The organism is Pseudomonas sp. Irchel 3A5 (assembly GCF_900187575.1).
In the GTDB taxonomy this organism is placed as follows: domain Bacteria; phylum Pseudomonadota; class Gammaproteobacteria; order Pseudomonadales; family Pseudomonadaceae; genus Aquipseudomonas; species Aquipseudomonas folii.
The window spans coordinates 97,616-114,547 of sequence record NZ_FYDU01000011.1; the positions used below are offsets into that span (position 1 = coordinate 97,616).

Annotated in this window: 14 protein-coding genes; 6 read left to right on the plus strand and 8 right to left on the minus strand. The window is 57.4% G+C overall.

Annotation, left to right across the window (positions count from 1 at the left end):
• The first annotated feature begins 50 nt into the window (after positions 1-50).
• Positions 51-1,301 (plus strand): aspartate aminotransferase family protein, encoded by a 1,251-nt coding sequence (locus tag CKW31_RS18890; RefSeq protein WP_095098401.1) that lies wholly within the window; start codon positions 51-53, stop codon positions 1,299-1,301.
• A 138-nt stretch (positions 1,302-1,439) separates the two neighbouring features.
• On the plus strand, positions 1,440-2,840 hold the full coding sequence (locus CKW31_RS18895) for a VOC family protein (RefSeq protein ID WP_095098403.1): 1,401 nt from the start codon (positions 1,440-1,442) through the stop codon (positions 2,838-2,840).
• A gap of 285 nt (positions 2,841-3,125) precedes the next feature.
• On the opposite strand, the gene CKW31_RS18900 is transcribed toward CKW31_RS18895, so the two are convergent.
• Together CKW31_RS18900 and CKW31_RS18905 are read right to left on the minus strand one after the other, a co-directional pair.
• Positions 3,126-3,332, minus strand: a complete 207-nt coding sequence (locus tag CKW31_RS18900) for a DUF6434 domain-containing protein (protein ID WP_095098405.1) — start codon at positions 3,330-3,332, stop codon at positions 3,126-3,128.
• 137 nt (positions 3,333-3,469) lie between these two features.
• Complete coding sequence (locus CKW31_RS18905) at positions 3,470-4,756, minus strand: FAD-binding oxidoreductase (protein ID WP_095098407.1); 1,287 nt, start codon at positions 4,754-4,756, stop codon at positions 3,470-3,472.
• Positions 4,757-5,317: 561 nt separating this feature from the next.
• Between CKW31_RS18905 and CKW31_RS18910 the strand changes: the two genes are divergently transcribed.
• Positions 5,318-5,515 (plus strand): hypothetical protein, encoded by a 198-nt coding sequence (locus CKW31_RS18910; RefSeq protein WP_095098410.1) that lies wholly within the window; start codon positions 5,318-5,320, stop codon positions 5,513-5,515.
• Between the two features lie 278 nt (positions 5,516-5,793).
• Here the strand turns inward: CKW31_RS18910 and CKW31_RS18915 are convergent, their stop codons facing one another.
• A complete protein-coding gene (locus CKW31_RS18915) occupies positions 5,794-5,988 on the minus strand; it encodes a hypothetical protein (protein ID WP_095098413.1) in 195 nt (64 codons plus the stop codon).
• A gap of 156 nt (positions 5,989-6,144) precedes the next feature.
• Between CKW31_RS18915 and CKW31_RS18920 the strand changes: the two genes are divergently transcribed.
• The 3 genes from CKW31_RS18920 to CKW31_RS18930 all read left to right on the plus strand — a co-directional run bounded on the left by CKW31_RS18920 (position 6,145) and on the right by CKW31_RS18930 (position 8,521).
• A complete protein-coding gene (locus tag CKW31_RS18920) occupies positions 6,145-6,525 on the plus strand; it encodes a low affinity iron permease family protein (protein WP_095098415.1) in 381 nt (126 codons plus the stop codon).
• A gap of 117 nt (positions 6,526-6,642) precedes the next feature.
• Positions 6,643-7,767: a DUF3182 family protein gene (locus CKW31_RS18925; RefSeq protein ID WP_095098418.1), complete on the plus strand. Its 1,125-nt coding sequence runs from the start codon at positions 6,643-6,645 to the stop codon at positions 7,765-7,767.
• Positions 7,751-8,521 carry a S9 family peptidase gene (locus tag CKW31_RS18930; protein WP_095098421.1) on the plus strand — a complete coding sequence of 257 codons (771 nt, stop codon included), beginning with the start codon at positions 7,751-7,753 and terminating at the stop codon, positions 8,519-8,521. The genes CKW31_RS18925 and CKW31_RS18930 overlap by 17 nt, the downstream gene beginning before the upstream one ends.
• An 80-nt stretch (positions 8,522-8,601) precedes the next feature.
• Here CKW31_RS18930 and CKW31_RS18935 read toward each other — a convergent pair whose 3' ends face one another.
• The 5 genes from CKW31_RS18935 to CKW31_RS18955 all read right to left on the minus strand — a co-directional run bounded on the left by CKW31_RS18935 (position 8,602) and on the right by CKW31_RS18955 (position 16,886).
• Positions 8,602-9,792, minus strand: coding sequence for a zinc-dependent alcohol dehydrogenase (locus CKW31_RS18935; protein WP_095098424.1), 1,191 nt, complete (start codon positions 9,790-9,792; stop codon positions 8,602-8,604).
• Between the two features lie 1,409 nt (positions 9,793-11,201).
• A complete protein-coding gene (gene garD / locus CKW31_RS18940; RefSeq protein WP_027901124.1) occupies positions 11,202-12,755 on the minus strand; it encodes a galactarate dehydratase in 1,554 nt (517 codons plus the stop codon).
• Positions 12,756-12,765: 10 nt separating this feature from the next.
• Positions 12,766-14,139 (minus strand): MFS transporter, encoded by a 1,374-nt coding sequence (locus tag CKW31_RS18945; RefSeq protein ID WP_095098427.1) that lies wholly within the window; start codon positions 14,137-14,139, stop codon positions 12,766-12,768.
• A 224-nt stretch (positions 14,140-14,363) separates the two neighbouring features.
• Positions 14,364-15,275 carry a 5-dehydro-4-deoxyglucarate dehydratase gene (gene kdgD, locus CKW31_RS18950; RefSeq protein WP_027901126.1) on the minus strand — a complete coding sequence of 304 codons (912 nt, stop codon included), beginning with the start codon at positions 15,273-15,275 and terminating at the stop codon, positions 14,364-14,366.
• 861 nt (positions 15,276-16,136) lie between these two features.
• On the minus strand, positions 16,137-16,886 hold the full coding sequence (locus tag CKW31_RS18955; RefSeq protein WP_027901127.1) for a FadR/GntR family transcriptional regulator: 750 nt from the start codon (positions 16,884-16,886) through the stop codon (positions 16,137-16,139).
• Positions 16,887-16,932 lie beyond the last annotated feature (46 nt).

Sequence of the window (16,932 nt, forward strand, 5' to 3'; positions counted from 1 at the left end):
GGCCTTACTCGCTTATATAGGGGCAATCTCTTCTGGCAGAAAAACTGATCATGAGTCGCGAAAACATCAGCCAATCCATTTCTCATGTTCACCCGCTGACGCTGTCCCACGGCAGAAACGCCGAAGTGTGGGACACCGATAACAAGCGCTATATCGACTTTGTCGGCGGCATCGGTGTGCTCAATCTTGGGCATACCAATCCCCAAGTGGTGGCGGCGATTCAGGATCAGGCCACGAAACTTACACACTATTGCTTCAACGCAGTGCCTCACGAACCCTACGTCAGGTTCATGGACAAGCTGGAGCAGTTTGTCCCGGTGTCGTATCCGCTCAGCGGTATGCTCACCAATAGCGGTGCAGAAGCGGCAGAAAATGCGCTGAAGATCGTCCGTGGTGCTACGGGCAAAACCGCAGTGATTGCCTTTGATGGCGGCTTCCATGGCCGTACCCTGGCGACCTTGAACCTCAATGGCAAGGTCGCGCCGTACAAGCAAAAAGTTGGTGTGTTGCCCGGCCCGGTATTTCATATTCCCTACCCCAGCAAAGACAACGACGTGACCACCGAGCAGACGCTCAAGGCCATGGACCGTTTGTTCAGCGTCGAAATTGATGTGAACGACGTTGCCTGTTTCATCTTTGAAGCCGTACAGGGTGAAGGCGGTTTTCTGGCCATGGAGCCTGATTTTGCCCAGGCGCTGCGCAGGTTCTGCGATGACAAAGGCATTCTGCTGATTGCCGATGAAATCCAGTCAGGGTTCGGCCGCACCGGGCAGCGCTTTGCGTTCAGCCGACTGGGCATCGAGCCCGATCTGATTCTGCTGGGCAAGAGCATCGCGGGCGGCATCCCGATGGGCGCAGTGGTGGGTCGCAGAGCATTGATGGACACGCTGCCCAAAGGCGGCCTGGGCGGCACGTATTCCGGCAACCCGATTGCGTGCGCGGCGGGTATCGCCAGCCTCGACCAGTTGAACGACGCGAACCTGTCGGCCTGGGGCGAGCTGCAGGAAAGCATGATCGTCAGCCGTTACGAGGCGTGGCAGGCCAACAAGTTGTCGCCTTATCTGGGGCGTTTGACGGGCGTGGGGGCCATGCGCGGTATCGAGCTGATCACTGCTGACGGAGCGCCTGGTATGCAGCAGTTGGCGCAGTTGCTGGAGGCTGCTCGTAGGGAAGGTTTGTTGCTGATGCCCAGTGGCAAGTCGCGCCACATCATCCGCTTGCTGGCACCGCTGACAATTGAGCCGGAAGTGTTGCGCGAAGGGCTGGATATTTTTGAGCGGTGTCTGGTTGCGCTGGAATAGCTTTTATTGGCGGATCGCCCCTGTAGGCGCTGCCGAAGGCTGCGAACCGCAGTGTGTCAGGAGGATCGCCTTCGCAGCCTTCGGCAGCTCCCACAAAGAATAAAGACGCCTAATGCGAATAACAGGAGAATCACCGCAATGACAGCTTCAAGCTTCGCCAACCGTGACGAGATCCGCGCCCGTTTTTCCCGAGCCATGTCGGACATGTACAAGACCGAAGTGCCGCTGTACGGCACGCTGATGGAACTGGTCGCGGAAACCAACCAGGGGGTGCTGGCGAGCAATTCGCAGGTCGCGCAAAGCTTGAAACAGACCGGTGAAATCCAGCGCCTGGACATGGAGCGCCATGGCGCAATCCGGGTCGGCACCGCCACTGAGCTGGCAACCTTGAGTCGGTTATTTGCAGTCATGGGCATGGAGCCGGTGGGCTATTACGACCTGACGCCCGCGGGCGTACCGGTGCACTCCACGGCTTTTCGCGCCGTGCATGAGCACGCCCTGCAAGTCAGCCCGTTTCGGGTGTTCACATCATTGCTGCGTCTGGAGCTGATCGATAATCCCGAGCTGCGCGACTTCGCCAGTCAGGTGCTCAGCCAGCGCAAGATCTTCACCCCACGCGCCCTTGAGCTGATTGAAAAGTCTGAGCTGGACGGCGGCCTGACCGAGGCCGATGCGCAGGACTTCGTCGAGCAAGCACTGGAAACCTTTCGCTGGCACAGCACTGCCACGGTGAGTCTGGATCAGTACAAGCAACTCAATGCCCAGCATCGTCTGATCGCGGACGTGGTGGCGTTTCATGGTCCGCACATCAACCACCTGACCCCGCGTACGCTGGACATCGACACCGTGCAGGAAGGCATGCCCAAAAAAGGCATCACGCCCAAAGCTGTGGTTGAAGGACCGCCGCGCCGCAACTGCCCGATCCTGCTGCGCCAGACCAGTTTCAAAGCGCTGGAAGAGCCCATCACTTTTATTGGCCAATCCACTCACGAGGCAGGCAGCCACTCGGCGCGCTTCGGTGAAATCGAACAGCGTGGCGCAGCTTTGACGCCCAAAGGCCGCGAGCTGTATGACCAGTTGCTGAACGAGGCTCGGGACGCGCTGGGTGAATTCCCCAACGAAGGCAATGCCGTGCGTTACGCCGAATTGCTGGGGCAAACCTTCAAGGCGTTCCCGGACAGCTACGAGCAGATGCGCGATCAGGATCTGGCTTACTTCCGTTACTTCCCCACTGAGCAAGGTATTGCGAAGGGCGCAGGCCTACAGCAGAACGTGGACCTTGAGCAGTTGATCAACGCGGGCGACGTGCACTTCGAGCCGTTGGTTTATGAAGATTTTTTACCGGTCAGTGCGGCGGGGATTTTCCAGTCCAACCTGGGCGATGACGCGCAGTCCCACTACGGCACCAGCTCCAATCAACAGGATTTCGAACGCGCATTAGGTCGCGGCACCATCAATGAGCTCAAGCTCTACGCCGACACCCAGCGCCGCTCTCTGTTGGAGTGCTCGCAAGCGCTGGGCATCGCACCGTTGGCCTGATCCGGGAGTCGCGCAGCAAACATGAACCCTGTAGGAGTGAGCTTGCTCGCGATTCAATTTTTGTTTCGATAAATTGGTGCCTGAAGTTACGCAATCGCGAGCAATGTGGATCGCCACCCCGGTCACTCCTACAGTAAAAAGTATTCCAGATCAGGTCGTTATATTTTGTTTGATGAGAGCTCACCGAGGTTACGAGGCCAGCGATGGCGGAGTGTCAGACTAACCGCCATCGCAGCCTCGCGGTGCTCGTCAGCTCCTACGGAAATCTTATATAGCCTTAACTGATCACTCCTGCCGACGCTGCCACTCATCAGCGACATCGCCCATGGTTTTGGGAATGTCGTTGCATATCCAGGCCATGAAATCCCGGTCGAATTTGAATTTTTCACCGCACTGTTCAAGCATGAACCGTCGAACGTTCTGGGTGTTTTTGTAGGTCTTGTCCACCGGAGTGGCGCGGGTGATTGCGTTGCTGTGCCAGTCGGTGGGCATGACTTGGATCCTGAATTGAATGACGATCGTCGTGGGACCGGCTTTAGCCGGGAAGGCGGCATGTTTAACGACACTGATGCATCAGGTTCACCGGCCTCTTCCCGGCTAAAGCCGGTCCCACGTCACTTGTTGAGTTTTCAAAGAATAACCCGCAAACACTGCCCCGCATGGTACAGGTTGAAACCTGTCTCATAAGCCAGGGCCCGCACGCCTGCGCTTTTCAGCTCTGGCGCTGGGGCAAATGGAATCGGCAATACACTTGGATCGTCCTTGATCAGAAAGTCCGCGAAAGCCTTGCCCATGACTGTGCCCGTGGTATTACCCCGACCGTTGTAGCCATTGGCAGCCACGAGTCCCGGTGCAGGTTCGAACAACTTGACCATGTGATCCGGGGTGAAGTCGATGCAGCCCGTCCAGTGCATCTGCCATTGGACTTTGCCCAGTTGCGGGAAGTAATGGCTTTGAATGCGATCAGCCCAACGGCTGATGAACCAGTCGGGTTTGTTGTTCATTTTGCCCATGCTGCCCAGGATCAAACGGCCTTCGTTGTCGCGACGAATACTGCTCAACACCAGGCGGGTATCCCACGAGCCCTGGCCGTGCCTGAGCACTTCATCCGCAGCGCTTGAGGTCAGTGGCTCGGAGGCGACGTTGTAGTAGTAACCCTTGAAGAAATTCTGCTTGATGCCCGCCCACTCACCTTCGGTGTAAGCGCCGGTTGATACCACGACCTTGTCAGCCGATACCGCGCCGTCTGCCGTGCTAACCAGCCAGCCGGAGCCTTCGCGAGTGACTGCCTGCACGGGCGAATTCTGGAAAATCTGCCCGCCGAGCTTGAGCACGGTTTCTGCCAGGCCAACGGTGTAAGCCATGGGATTGATGGTGCCTGCACGGCGGTCCAGCAATGCGGTGGGGATTTTGTCAGTGCCGCAGTACTCACGGCACTTGGCGCCGGTCAGCAGTTCGACGTCGGCACCGCGACGCCTCCACTGATCGTGGCGCACCTGGATGTCTTTGGCACCGTTGGCGTTGTGAGCCATGTGCAAGGTGCCTTCGTGACGGGCCTGGCAGTCGATGGCGTATTTTTCGATCAGGTCGAAGACCAGTGCCGGGGCGAGGCCCATGACCGTATTGAATTTCTCCCCGACGCCGGGGCCGAGAACCGCAGCAGCATCGTCGGGTGCAATCCAGCTACCGGCATTGACCAACCCGACATTGCGCCCCGATCCTCCGGTGCCGATGCGCGAGGCTTCCAGCAGCGCGACGGACTTGCCGCCTTCCAGCAGGTGCAATGCCGCCGACAAACCGGTGATGCCACCGCCGATCACGCAGACATCGACCTTGAGCGATTCGCTCAGCGAAGCAGATTGAATCTGACGAGTCGTGACTTGTTCCCACAAACACTTTTCACGCAACTGATCCATCTCGAACTAATCCCCGCCAGAACTGCACACGAAAATAACGTCTTCATTCTTGATCCGATGCAAGGGCAATACCAAACGACCTTTACTCCGGATATCAGTCGGTTTCGGCATGATCCGGGCTGACGTGAGTCTGTGGGGGCAGAGCTTGTTCTCATCAAACAACGTGCAAGCCACTAGATTGAAATACATTTTCTGTAGGAGCTGCCGAAGGCTGCGAAGCATTTCTTCTGATACACCGCGATCGCAGCCTTCGGCAGCTCCTACAGGTCCTGTGTTTGCTTCGCGACAGCGTGGTGTCAGGGACAGTTGGGAGCTCCCGCAACTCACCGTCCTGATAACGCCGATACGATATTAAAACGCCACTTACACACCTGCACAGCGGCATTTTTGCCATCTTGAACATAAGCCGTTTCGGCCAATAAATGCGGGGCTATTACGTTCATCGGATAGGTAATTTTTGTGTAGCCCATTTGCCATTTTCGGCGCAGGATTTTCCCGACGTTTTCAGCCGCCGTTGACTCGGCGTTTCGTTCACCTCACTACTGATGGAGATGCTTACCGATGCTAATCCAAATAGAAGAAGGGACCCACGGCGCTAATTGGGTCGTGAAGCTGGATAACTACCCCGTCAAATGTCGCAGCAGGGATGAAGCCCGCGAATTTGCTGAAAAAATGCAATCACGAATCAATGCCCCGCATTCGTTGCCCGGCAGGTTCAGTTCGACATCGGTCAACCAGACGGCGGCGCATGTCGGCTGAGATCAGGTTAAAGATCAGGAACAAAAAAGCCCGGCTCACTCGCCGGGCTTTCCATTTCTGCGACATCCTTTTCACATGATTTTCACGGCAGCGCTCTTAACCTAGCGTCACTCCTGTTGAATCTCCTGGCCCGCCTCGTAGCGGGTCTTTTTTTGTCTGGGATTTGAGCATTGGACCTGTAGGAGCTGCCGGAGGCTGCGATTGCGGCGCGTCAGGATAAGCGCTTCGCAGCCTCCGGCAGCTCCTACAGAAAACCCATTTCATCCGGCTCTGAAAGACTACTGCGCGGTGCTTGCAGGCTCATTGCTGGCAACCGTTTTACTGTTGACCGACGCCGCCTCGCCCAACACCGCTAGCCGGTCTGATCGGCTGCCATCCATGACTTCGCTGCTCCACTGCCCTGTCATCGCTGCCATCCAGGCGAACAAAAACAGCGCCACACCTTGCAGGGCCCATCTCGCGATCATCGGCATAGCACTTCTCCCTTTCCAGTATTCAATGCGCTGATGTAAACAGCTAAGCATTGCAAAAGGGTTTCACCGCTGACGAAGATGAAAGTATTTGTAAGAAGAAATTTCAAGAAACAGGTGTGGTCTGTAGTTCACAGATTCTACGAAAGGCCACACCGCATGAAGTTTTCCCGATTTGCCCAAGGGCTGTCCAAATGGGCAGGCAGCGCACGAACGTTCATCGCCGCGATTGCCCTGATCTGCCTGTGGGCCATCACCGGCCCCTGGTTTCATTACAACGATACCTGGCAGCTGATCATCAATACGTCCACAACCATCATCACCTTCCTGATGGTGTTCCTGATTCAGAACACCCAGAACCGCGACAACGATGTACTGCACATCAAGATCGACGAACTGCTGCGCGCGACCAAGGACGCGCAAAACGCATTGCTGAGCCTGGACAAGCTGGATCACAAAGAGCTTCGTGCGCTGCGCAAGGAATACAGGGCGATTGGTGATACCGAGGCTCTCGGCTCACCGGCTAAAAACGAGCCTTGATGCAACGACCCGGCGGTCTGCGCCGGGGAACTCTGTAACCGCCCCTCCGTTCATAAAACAGGTAGTCGACGTATAAAAACCTCGTAGCGAGCCACTGGCCTACACAGGGAGTCGTCCATGAGCGGATCCGGAGCGAGCACTGAAAAAGCTGCCGTAGTTCTTCTGCCTACTCACAAAAAACTAGCCACACACGAAGTCGTAGTGCATCAGAAACTGGCCGAGAAAATCGCGATGCTGTTGGGTTGCGAGTTTCTCGGGCTGTACGACAGCACCATCCACAAGGGCATGAATCTGTACTTCATCCCGTCTGACACCTTGATTGGCAAGCAAGAAAACAGCGCCCTGAACATTCAGTCTTACGACGACCTGTTCGGTGGTTTGATCGCCGAGCCCTTTATGGCCACCAAGGCCATTTCCCATCCCCTGCTGGATGACGCCACGGCGCAGCCCCCCGGCTGGTCGCGACACATTCATGAGGATGCCGCTGACTCCGTACTCGCAGGCTTTACCGTTTTCAATGAAGCCGACGCAGTGCGTGCCGGTGAACGGGTATTGGCCAATGGACCGGCGCGGATAAAACCGGTGCTGGCGACGGCTGGACGTGGGCAAATCGTGGTCACTGATCCGGACCAACTCAAGACCGCGATTGCCGAGCAAGACATGGAGGAAGTCGCAACATGGGGGCTGGTGATCGAAGAAGACCTCACTGACGTCGTCACCCTGAGTGTTGGCCTGGTTCAGGTCGCCGGCATCACCGCCAGTTATCACGGCACCCAATGCCTGACTGAGGACAACAAGGGCGAGACGGTTTACGGCGGCTCCACGTTGTGGATCGTGCGCGGCGGTTATGAAGCACTGCTTGCGCTTGAGTTGGATGAGCCGGTTCGGCGCGCCGTGACTCAAGCCATGCACTACGAGAACGCAGCGCTCAAACATTTCCCCGACTTCATCGCCTCAAGGCGTAACTACGACATTGCCCAAGGCACCAACGCCAAGGGAGAACGCTGCTCCGGCGTATTGGAACAATCCTGGCGGATCGGTGGTGCAAGTCCGGCCGAGGTCGACGCTTTATTGGCTTTTGCGGCCGATCCTGCCTTGCAACGTATCTGCGCGTCGACTCACGAAATATACGGCGAAACCACAATCCCGGCGGACGCCAGCGTCCTTTACGAAGGCGACGATCCCGAGGTTGGTTTCATCAGCAAATTCACAAAGGTCAAACCTTATGAGTGTCAGCAGTGAAAGCATTGAGATTGCAGTAGATGGCCAATCCATTTCCGGAACGATCCTGACGCCAGGGGCGAAAATTCCCGGTATTTTGTTCGTCCATGGCTGGGGCGGTAGCCAGCAACGGGATCTGGCACGCGCCAAAAATATTACTGGCCTGGGTTGCGTGTGCCTGACGTTCGACTTGCGCGGGCACGAGCGCACTCACGAAATGCGTGGCAAGGTGTCTCGGGAGCAGAGCCTGGCGGATTTGCTCGCAGCTTACGACCGGCTGGTCAGCCACCCGGCGGTCGACAGCGATGCCATCGCCGTCATCGGCAGCAGTTATGGTGGTTATCTGGCAACTATCCTCAGCTCTATGCGCCCGGTCAAATGGCTGGCGTTGCGTGTACCGGCGCTGTATTGGGATGCTGACTGGGAGATGCCCAAGCAGGAACTGGATCGCGACAAGCTGGCCCATTATCGCCGCTCAGCGGTGACCGCCGCCGACAACCGTGCACTGGCAGCCTGCAAAGAATTTCACGGGGATGTGCTGCTGATTGAATCAGAACAGGACGACTATGTGCCTCACGCGACGCTGATGAGCTACCGCGGCGCCTTCGAACTGGCTCACTCCCTGACCTACCGCCTGGTGGACGGCGCCGACCATGCGTTGAGCAGCGACTTGAGCCAAAGTATCTACAGCTCGATGCTGACCAACTGGATCAGTGAGATGGTCATCGGTGCCCGTCTTGTGGATTACCCGCACCATTCGGCGAAGTATTCCTGACGGATCCGTAAACCTATGTACGAGCTGCCGCAGGCTGCTACACCGCTATCGCAGCCTTCGGCAGCTCCTACAGTCGGTGTTTAGGTTGCTGTGGCGCTACTCATCCCCGGCACCAGAATCACCTTGCGGCAATCATCCTGCTTCTTGTCGAAGATCTTGTAACCCTCGGCAGCATCTTCCAGCGACATGCGATGGGTAATGATCGCCTCTGGCGCAAGCGCCCCGCTTTCAATGTGTTCGAGCAACTCGGGCAGATAACGCTGTACGTGTGTCTGGCCCATCTTGAACGTCAGGCCTTTGTCGAACGCATCGCCGAACAGGAAGCCATGGATGAAACCGGCGTAAACACCCGGCACGCTCACCACACCACCGCGTCGCACAGCGGCGATGCATTGGCGCAAAGCCTTGCCGCTGCTGCCTTCAAGCTTCAGGGTCGCGAGAATGGTTTCAGTCGTGCTGCCCTTGGCTTCGAACCCGACCGCATCGATCACACCATCCACGCCGCGCATGCCACGGGTCTGCTTGATGATGGTGTCAGCTGGATCATCGTCTTCATCGAAGTTGATCGGGATCACGCCGTAAGTGCTTTGCGCGTAAGCCAGACGATACGCATGGTGATCGACCATGAATATTTTCTCGACGCCCAGCATTCTTGCGCAGGCAGCGCTGAGCAAACCAACAGGCCCGGCACCGTAGATCGCCAGGCTCGAACCCTGACCTACACCACTGTTGAGCACCGCTTGCCACGCGGTTGGCAGAATGTCGGAAAGGAACAGCACCTTGTCGTCGGACAGTGTGCCCGGCACTTTGAACGGGCCGGTGTTGCCTTTGGGCACGCGCACGTACTCAGCCTGACCACCCGGGATGCCGCCGTACAAATGGCTGAAACCAAACAGCGCAGCTCCAGGCGGAATGGACTTCTTGTTCAGAATCGCGCCACGACCGGTGTTGGTTGTTTCGCATGCAGCGAACTGGTCCAACTGGCAAAAGAAGCAACTGCCGCAGGCGATCACGAAAGGGATAACAACCCGGTCGCCAGGCTTGACCGTGGTGACCTGTGAACCTACCTCTTCCACGATACCCATGAATTCATGACCAAAAATATCGCCCGATTCCGTGGCTGGAATCTTGCCGCGATACAGGTGCAGGTCAGAGCCGCAGATCGCTGTGGCAGTAACCTTCAGCAGGATGTCATCGACCTCTTGAATAACCGGATCAGGAACGGTATCAACCCGGACATCGTTAGATCCGTGATAAGTCAGTGCGCGCATTTTTCTCTCCTTGCAGGCGATAAAGCCAGTCGGGCAAAAGCGCCCGGAACTAACAAGGGAAAACGCGAAGAAGATGTAAGTTCAGAGGGCCTTAAAGCAAAGATGACCAGTGGTTAATCTCGGCACCGTTGGTGCCGATGGGGTGAACCCGCAGAAGCGAACTTGTTCGCGAGGGCGGCGTAACTGACACAACACCGCGTCAGCCCATCTCGCCAACAAGTTGCCTCCTACCCAGAAAAACGCCATATCTGGAGCACCGCGCCGCACGGTAGGAGCGAACTTGTTCGCGAGGGCGGCGTAACTGACACAACACCGCGTCAGCCCATCTCGCCAACAAGTTGCCTCCTACCTAGAAAACGCCATGCCTGGAACGCCGCGCCGCACGGTAGGAGCGAACTTGTTCGCGAGGGCGGCGTACCTGACACCACATCGCGTCTGGCCTCTCGCCAACAAGTTGCCTCCTACCCAGAAAAACGCCATGCCTGGAACGCCGCTTCGCACGGTAGGAGCGAACTTGTTCGCGAGGCGGCGTACCTGACACCACATCGCGTCTGGCCCCTCGCCAACAAGTTGCCTCCTACCTTGAAAGCGCCATATCTGGAACACCGCGCCGCACGGTAGGAGCGAACTTGTTCGCGAGGCGGCATACCTGACACCACACCTCGTCAGCCCATCTCGCCAACAAGTTGCCTCCTACCTTGAAAGCGCCATGCCTGGAACACCGCGCCGCACGGTAGGAGCGAACTTGTTCGCGAGGGCGGCGTAACTGACACAACACCGCGTCTGGCCCCTCGCCAACAAGTTGCCTCCTACTTTGAAAGCGCCATGCCTGGAACACCGCGCCGCACGGTAGGAGCGAACTTGTTCGCGAGGGCGGCGTACCTGACACCACATCGCGTCTGGCCTCTCGCCAACAAGTTGCCTCCTACCTTGAAAGCGCCATGCCTGCAAAACCGCGCCGCACGGTAGGAGCGAACTTGTTCGCGAGGGCGGCGTACCTGACACCAAACCGCGTCTGCCCCCTCGCCAACAAGTTGCCTCCTACCTAGAAAGCGCCATGCCTGGAACACCGCGCCGCACGGTAGGAGCGAACTTGTTCGCGAGGGCGGCGTACCTGACACCACATCGCGTCTGGCCTCTCGCCAACAAGTTGCCTCCTACCTTGAAAGCGCCATATCTGGAACACCGCGCCGCACGGTAGGAGCGAACTTGTTCGCGAGGACGGCGTACCTGACACAACACCTCGTCAGCCCATCTCGCCAACAAGTTGCCTCCTACCTTGAAAACGCCATGCCTGGAACACCGCGCTGCACGGTAGGAGCGAACTTGTTCGCGAGGGCGACGTAACTGACACAACACCGCGTCAGCCCATCTCGCCAACAAGTTGGCTACTGCAGAAAACCGAGAGATTATGTAATCGGCGCAGGGTTAAACAGCGTGATGTCGTTGTGCAAACGATAATGCTCGGTCCAGGTTTTTTTCTTGCCGCTGGCCACGTCCAGATAGAAGTGGAACAGCTCCCAGCCCAGGTCCTCAATCGTTGCACGACCCGTCGCAATACGACCGGCATCGATGTCGATCAGATCAGGCCAACGCGTCGCCAGCTCGGTACGGGTCGATACCTTGACCACCGGGGACATCGCCAGACCATACGGCGTGCCACGCCCGGTGGTGAACACGTGCAGGTTCATCCCGGCCGCCAGTTGCAGGGTGCCGCAAACAAAGTCGCTGGCCGGTGTGGCGCAGAAAATCAGGCCTTTGCGCTTGAAGCGTTCGCCAGGCCCCAGCACGCCGTTGATGGCGCTGCTGCCCGACTTGACGATCGACCCGAGGGATTTCTCGACAATGTTCGACAGCCCGCCCTTCTTGTTACCCGGCGTGGTATTGGCACTACGATCTGCCTCGCCTTTTGCCAGATAACGGTCGTACCAGTCCATCTCCCGAACCAGCTCCTCGGCGACTTCCTGAGTCTCGGCGCGGGACGTCAGCAGGTAGATGGCATCGCGTACTTCAGTCACTTCCGAGAACATCACGGTGGCGCCTGCGCGCAGCAGCAAGTCCGAGGCGTAACCCAATGCCGGGTTGGCGGTGATGCCGGAAAAAGCGTCACTGCCGCCGCACTGCATGCCCAGGATCAATTCTGAAGCAGGCACGGTTTCACGACGTCGCAGATCAAGCTTCTTCAAGCGCACTTCAGCCAACTCCATGATCTGCTCGATCATTTCGTTGAAGCCATGGCTGGAGTCCTGCAAGCGATACATCCACTGATCGCTGAGATCAACAGAAAGGTCGTCTTCGTGCATGACCTGCCCGGCCTGCAATTTCTCGCAGCCCAGGCCGATCACCAAGGCTTCGCCACCCAGGTTCGGGTTGCGCGCCAGGTTACGCACCGTGCGGATCGGGATGTAAGCGTCGGTCGCGGTAATAGCCACACCACAACCGTAAGTATGAGTCAGTGCCACCACGTCATCGACGTGGGGGTACTTGGGCAACAGCTCTTCACGGATGCGCTTGACCGCATGATCAAGCACTCCGGTCACGCATTGCACCGTGGTGGTAATGCCCAGAATGTTACGCGTGCCGACAGTACCGTCGGCGTTGCGATAACCCTCAAAGGTAAAACCTTCCAGCGGCGCGCCTCTTTCCGGCACCGCGTCTGACATCGGCAGGCTGTCCAGCGCCGGCGCCGATGGCATACGCAGTTGATCTTCCCTGACCCAACTGCCCCGTGGTATCGGCTGCAAAGCATATCCGATGGTGTGTCCGTAACGGATGATCGGCTCGCCTTCAGCGATATCGACGGTGTTGACCTTGTGGCTCTGCGGAACGTTATCGACGGTCACCAGACCATTATCAAATTCGGTACCGGCAGGCACACCCTGGTCGTTGACTACTACCACCACGTTATCCAGCTCGTGCAGCCGGATGTAGCGTGGGGAGTCGGCATGTTGAATCAGGTTCATCACGGTTTCCTCAGGATTTAGCTTGAGAAAGGTCGCTGGCGTCATCGCCAGTCAGTGGCCCCTTGGTTGGAGGCTCTTTCAGTTCAACGCGTTTGATCTCACCAACAATGAAGATGTAGCTGAACACCGCAACCACTGCGTTGGCACCCACAAACACCAGTGCCCATTTGAACGAGCCGGTGGAGCTGATGATGTAGCCAATCACGATAGGCGTAGTGATCGAAGCAATGTTACCGAAGGTATTGAACAGGCCACCGCTCAAACCGGCGATCTGCTTCGGCGAAGCATCGGACATCACCGCCCAGCCCAGCGCGCCTACACCTTTACCGAAGAATGCCAGGGCCATGAAGCCAACGACCATCCATTCGATATCAACATAGTTACAGGCAACGATGGTGGTCGACAGCAGCAGGCCGCCAATGATCGGTGCTTTGCGAGCGAAGGTCAGCGAGTGGCCTTTGCGCAGCAGGTAGTCCGAAATCACGCCGCCCAATACACCACCGATGAAACCGCAGATGGCTGGCAACGAGGCGATCATGCCCGCCTTGAGGATGGTCATGCCACGTTCCTGAACCAGGTAAACCGGGAACCAGGTCAGGAAGAAGTAGGTGATGCCGTTGATGCAGTACTGGCTCAGGTAGATGCCGAGCATCATGCGGTTGGTCAGCAACTGACGGATGTAGTCCCATTTCGGGCCGCCGCTTTTGCCTTTACCTTTGTCCTGATCCATATCGACCATGCCGCCGTTGTCGGCAATGTGATCGAACTCTTCTTTGTTGATGCGTGGGTGTTCGCGCGGGCTGTAGATAACTTTCATCCAGATCGCCGAGAACACGATACCGATGCCACCCATCACGACGAACACATGCTGCCAGCCGAATTTGTAAACGATCCAGCCCATGAGCGGAGCGAACAGCACGGTGGCGAAGTATTGCGCGGAGTTGAAGATCGCAGAGGCGGTACCGCGCTCGGCAGTCGGGAACCAGGCCGCAACGATGCGCGCGTTACCAGGGAAGGAAGGCGCTTCGGCCAGGCCCACCATGAAACGCAGCATGAACAGCACGATGACCGCAGAGCCAATGCTGAACTCGCCAACATAGCCTTGCAGCAAGGTGAACAGCGACCAGGTGAAAATGCTTAGTGCGTAGATTTTCTTGGAACCGAAACGGTCGAGCAGCCAGCCACCCGGAATCTGACCAGCCACATAGGCCCAGCCGAACGCAGAGAAGATGTACCCGAGAGTGATAGCGTCGATACCAAGGTCTTTTTGCAGGCTGGAGCCCGCGATAGCGATGGTGGCGCGGTCGGCGTAGTTGATCGTGGTCACCAGAAAAAGCATGAGCAGGATCAAATAGCGGACGTGAGTCGGCTTGGACTGTTGCATGTGTGTGAACTCCCACTAATTATTTTTTTACGCGGGTATATCTGTTTTTTTGTGTTGCTTGCGCCTGTCGGCCCCTTGGAAAAAATCGTGGTTAGCGACACTCCCCACCCACAGTTGATACGCATCCCTACGAACTGACGCAGACCTCATCAGCCCTGTGTTGTTGGCAAACCGCCCATGGCACAAAGCCGCTGATCGCTCAGCGGCTTTGTTTCCGTGGTGTATTACTGCTTGCCTTGCTTGTCCATGAGCGCAGCGAGCATTTCGTACTCTTCGGCAGTCAGGTCGGTCAGTGGTGTACGCACTGGACCGGCGTCGTAACCGGCGATTTTTGCGCCCGCCTTGACGATGCTGACGGCGTAACCGGATTTACGGTTACGAATGTCCAGGTAAGGCAGGAAGAAGTCGTCGATGTATTTGCCAACGGCAACGTGATCGTCCTTGGCGATGGCGTGATAGAAGTCCATCGCCAGTTTAGGTACGAAGTTGAACACCGCAGACGAATAGACCGGAACGCCCAGCGCCTTGTAGGCAGCAGCGTAGACTTCAGCGGTCGGCAAACCACCCAGGTAAGAGAAACGATCGCCCAGACGACGGCGGATCGAAACCATCAGCTCGATATCACCCAGGCCATCTTTGTAACCGATCAGGTTCGGGCAGCGCTCGGCCAGTTGTTCCAGCAGCGGAGCGGTCAGGCGGCAGACGTTACGGTTGTAAACGACCACACCGATTTTCACGGACTTGCAGACTGCTTCAACGTGAGCGGCTACGCCGTCCTGGCTGGCTTCAGTCAGGTAGTGCGGCAGCAGCAACAGGCCTTTTGCACCCAGACGTTCGGCTTCTTGAGCGTATTCGATGGCTTGACGGGTCGAACCGCCAACGCCCGCCAGGATCGGCACACTGGTGGCGCAGGTATCGACCGCGGTTTTGATTACTTCGGAGTATTCGCTGGCTGCCAGGGAGAAGAACTCACCTGTACCGCCGGCAGCGAACAGAGCGCTTGCGCCGTAAGGGGCCAGCCACTCAAGACGTTTAACGTAGCCAGCGCGATGGAAGTCGCCCTGCGCATTGAAATCGGTAACCGGAAAAGACAGCAGACCGTGGGAGAGGATGGACTTCAGTTCTTGTGGATTCATTATTCGAACACCCTGGGAGCATTTATTGTGAATGGATCACCGGTCGTCTGCCGATGTCGTAAGTCATCGTACAACTGATCATAAAATCACTCAACAGGGATTTTTGGTTTTTTCCGTAAGCTGTGGCAGATACTAGCGCAGGCCCCGGAGGAATGGGCCTTGGCGAGAATTTGAATAGACTAAGGTCGTATGATCACCGGGCAAATGAGGGGCCGGCTGACCTGATGATACGTGTTTCCCCGTAGGATCGGCTTTAGCCGGGAGAGCGGTATTCCTGCCGAATAAAATTTAGCGGATATCCGGACGTGCTCCCGGCTAAAGCCGGTCCCACGGGAATACGCAGGTTCTATGGGAGATTCTATGTTTGCCTGCAAGCTGACGACGTGGGACCGGCTTTAGCCGGGAAGGCGGCATTTGTGTAGATAAAAATCCAGCGTCTGTCCCGGCCTCTTCCCGGCTAAAGCCGGTCCCACGGGAATACGCAGGCTCTGTGGGAGATTCTATGTTTGCCCGCAAGCTGACGACGTGGGAACGGCTTTAGCCGGGAAGGCGGTATTTGTGCAGATAAAAATCCAGCGTCTGTCCCGGCCTCTTCCCGGCTGAAGCCGGTCCCACGGGAATACGAAGGTTCTGTGGGAGATTCTATGGTTGCCCGCAAGCTGACGACGTGGGACCGGCTTTAGCCGGGAAGGCGGTTTTTCTGCAGATAAAAATCCAGCGTCTGTCCCGGCCTCTTCCCGGCTGAAGCCGGTCCCACGTCATCATTGAATCCTGGCTGCGGGGCTTGCGCGGGATAAGGGGACTCAGATAGCAGGTCCATCGCGTCCTGCCTCGTCGCGGGCAAGCGCAACCGCCATCCGATCAAGCCCGCTGCGATTCAGCCTCTTCATGCGCATGGCGCAACCGTTCGCGGCTGTTGGTCAGGTGCAGGCGCATGGCGGCGCGGGCGGCGTCGGAGTCCTGGCGGGCGATGGCGTCGTAGATTTCTTCGTGCTCGCGGCTCAGACGGGTCATGTAGTGTTGCTGATCGTCATGGGCCAGGCGCGCAGAGTTCAAACGGGTACGCGGAATGATGCTCGTGCCCAGGTGGGTCATGATATCGGTGAAATAACGGTTGCCCGTCGACAGCGCAATCTGCAGGTGGAACTGAAAGTCCGACCCCACGGCATCAGCAGCATGGGCGGCACTTTCATTCAGTGCGTCCAGCGCCTGACGCATGGCCAGCAATTGTTCATCGGTGCGACGTTGCGCCGCCAATCCGGCCGACTCGACCTCAAGGCTGATACGCAATTCGAGAATCGCCAGCACATCACGCAGCGTGACAATAGTGGCCGGGTCGATACGGAAGCCGCTCGGGCTTGGCGTATCCAGCACGAAAGTGCCGATGCCGTGGCGGGTTTCCACCAGACCGGACGCCTGCAGACGCGAGATAGCCTCGCGTACCACCGTGCGGCTGACGCCTTGTTCTTCCATGATGGCCGATTCGGTGGGCAGTTTGTCGCCACGCTTGAGCAGCCCGCTGCGAATACGCTCGGACAGTTCAGTTACCAGCTCTTGCGCAAGGCTGCGGTGCTTGCGGCGTGCGCGAGGCAGTGCGCTTTGATTTTCCATATCCAACGTCGATCTCGAGCAATGAAAGAAGTGATGATAGCTCACC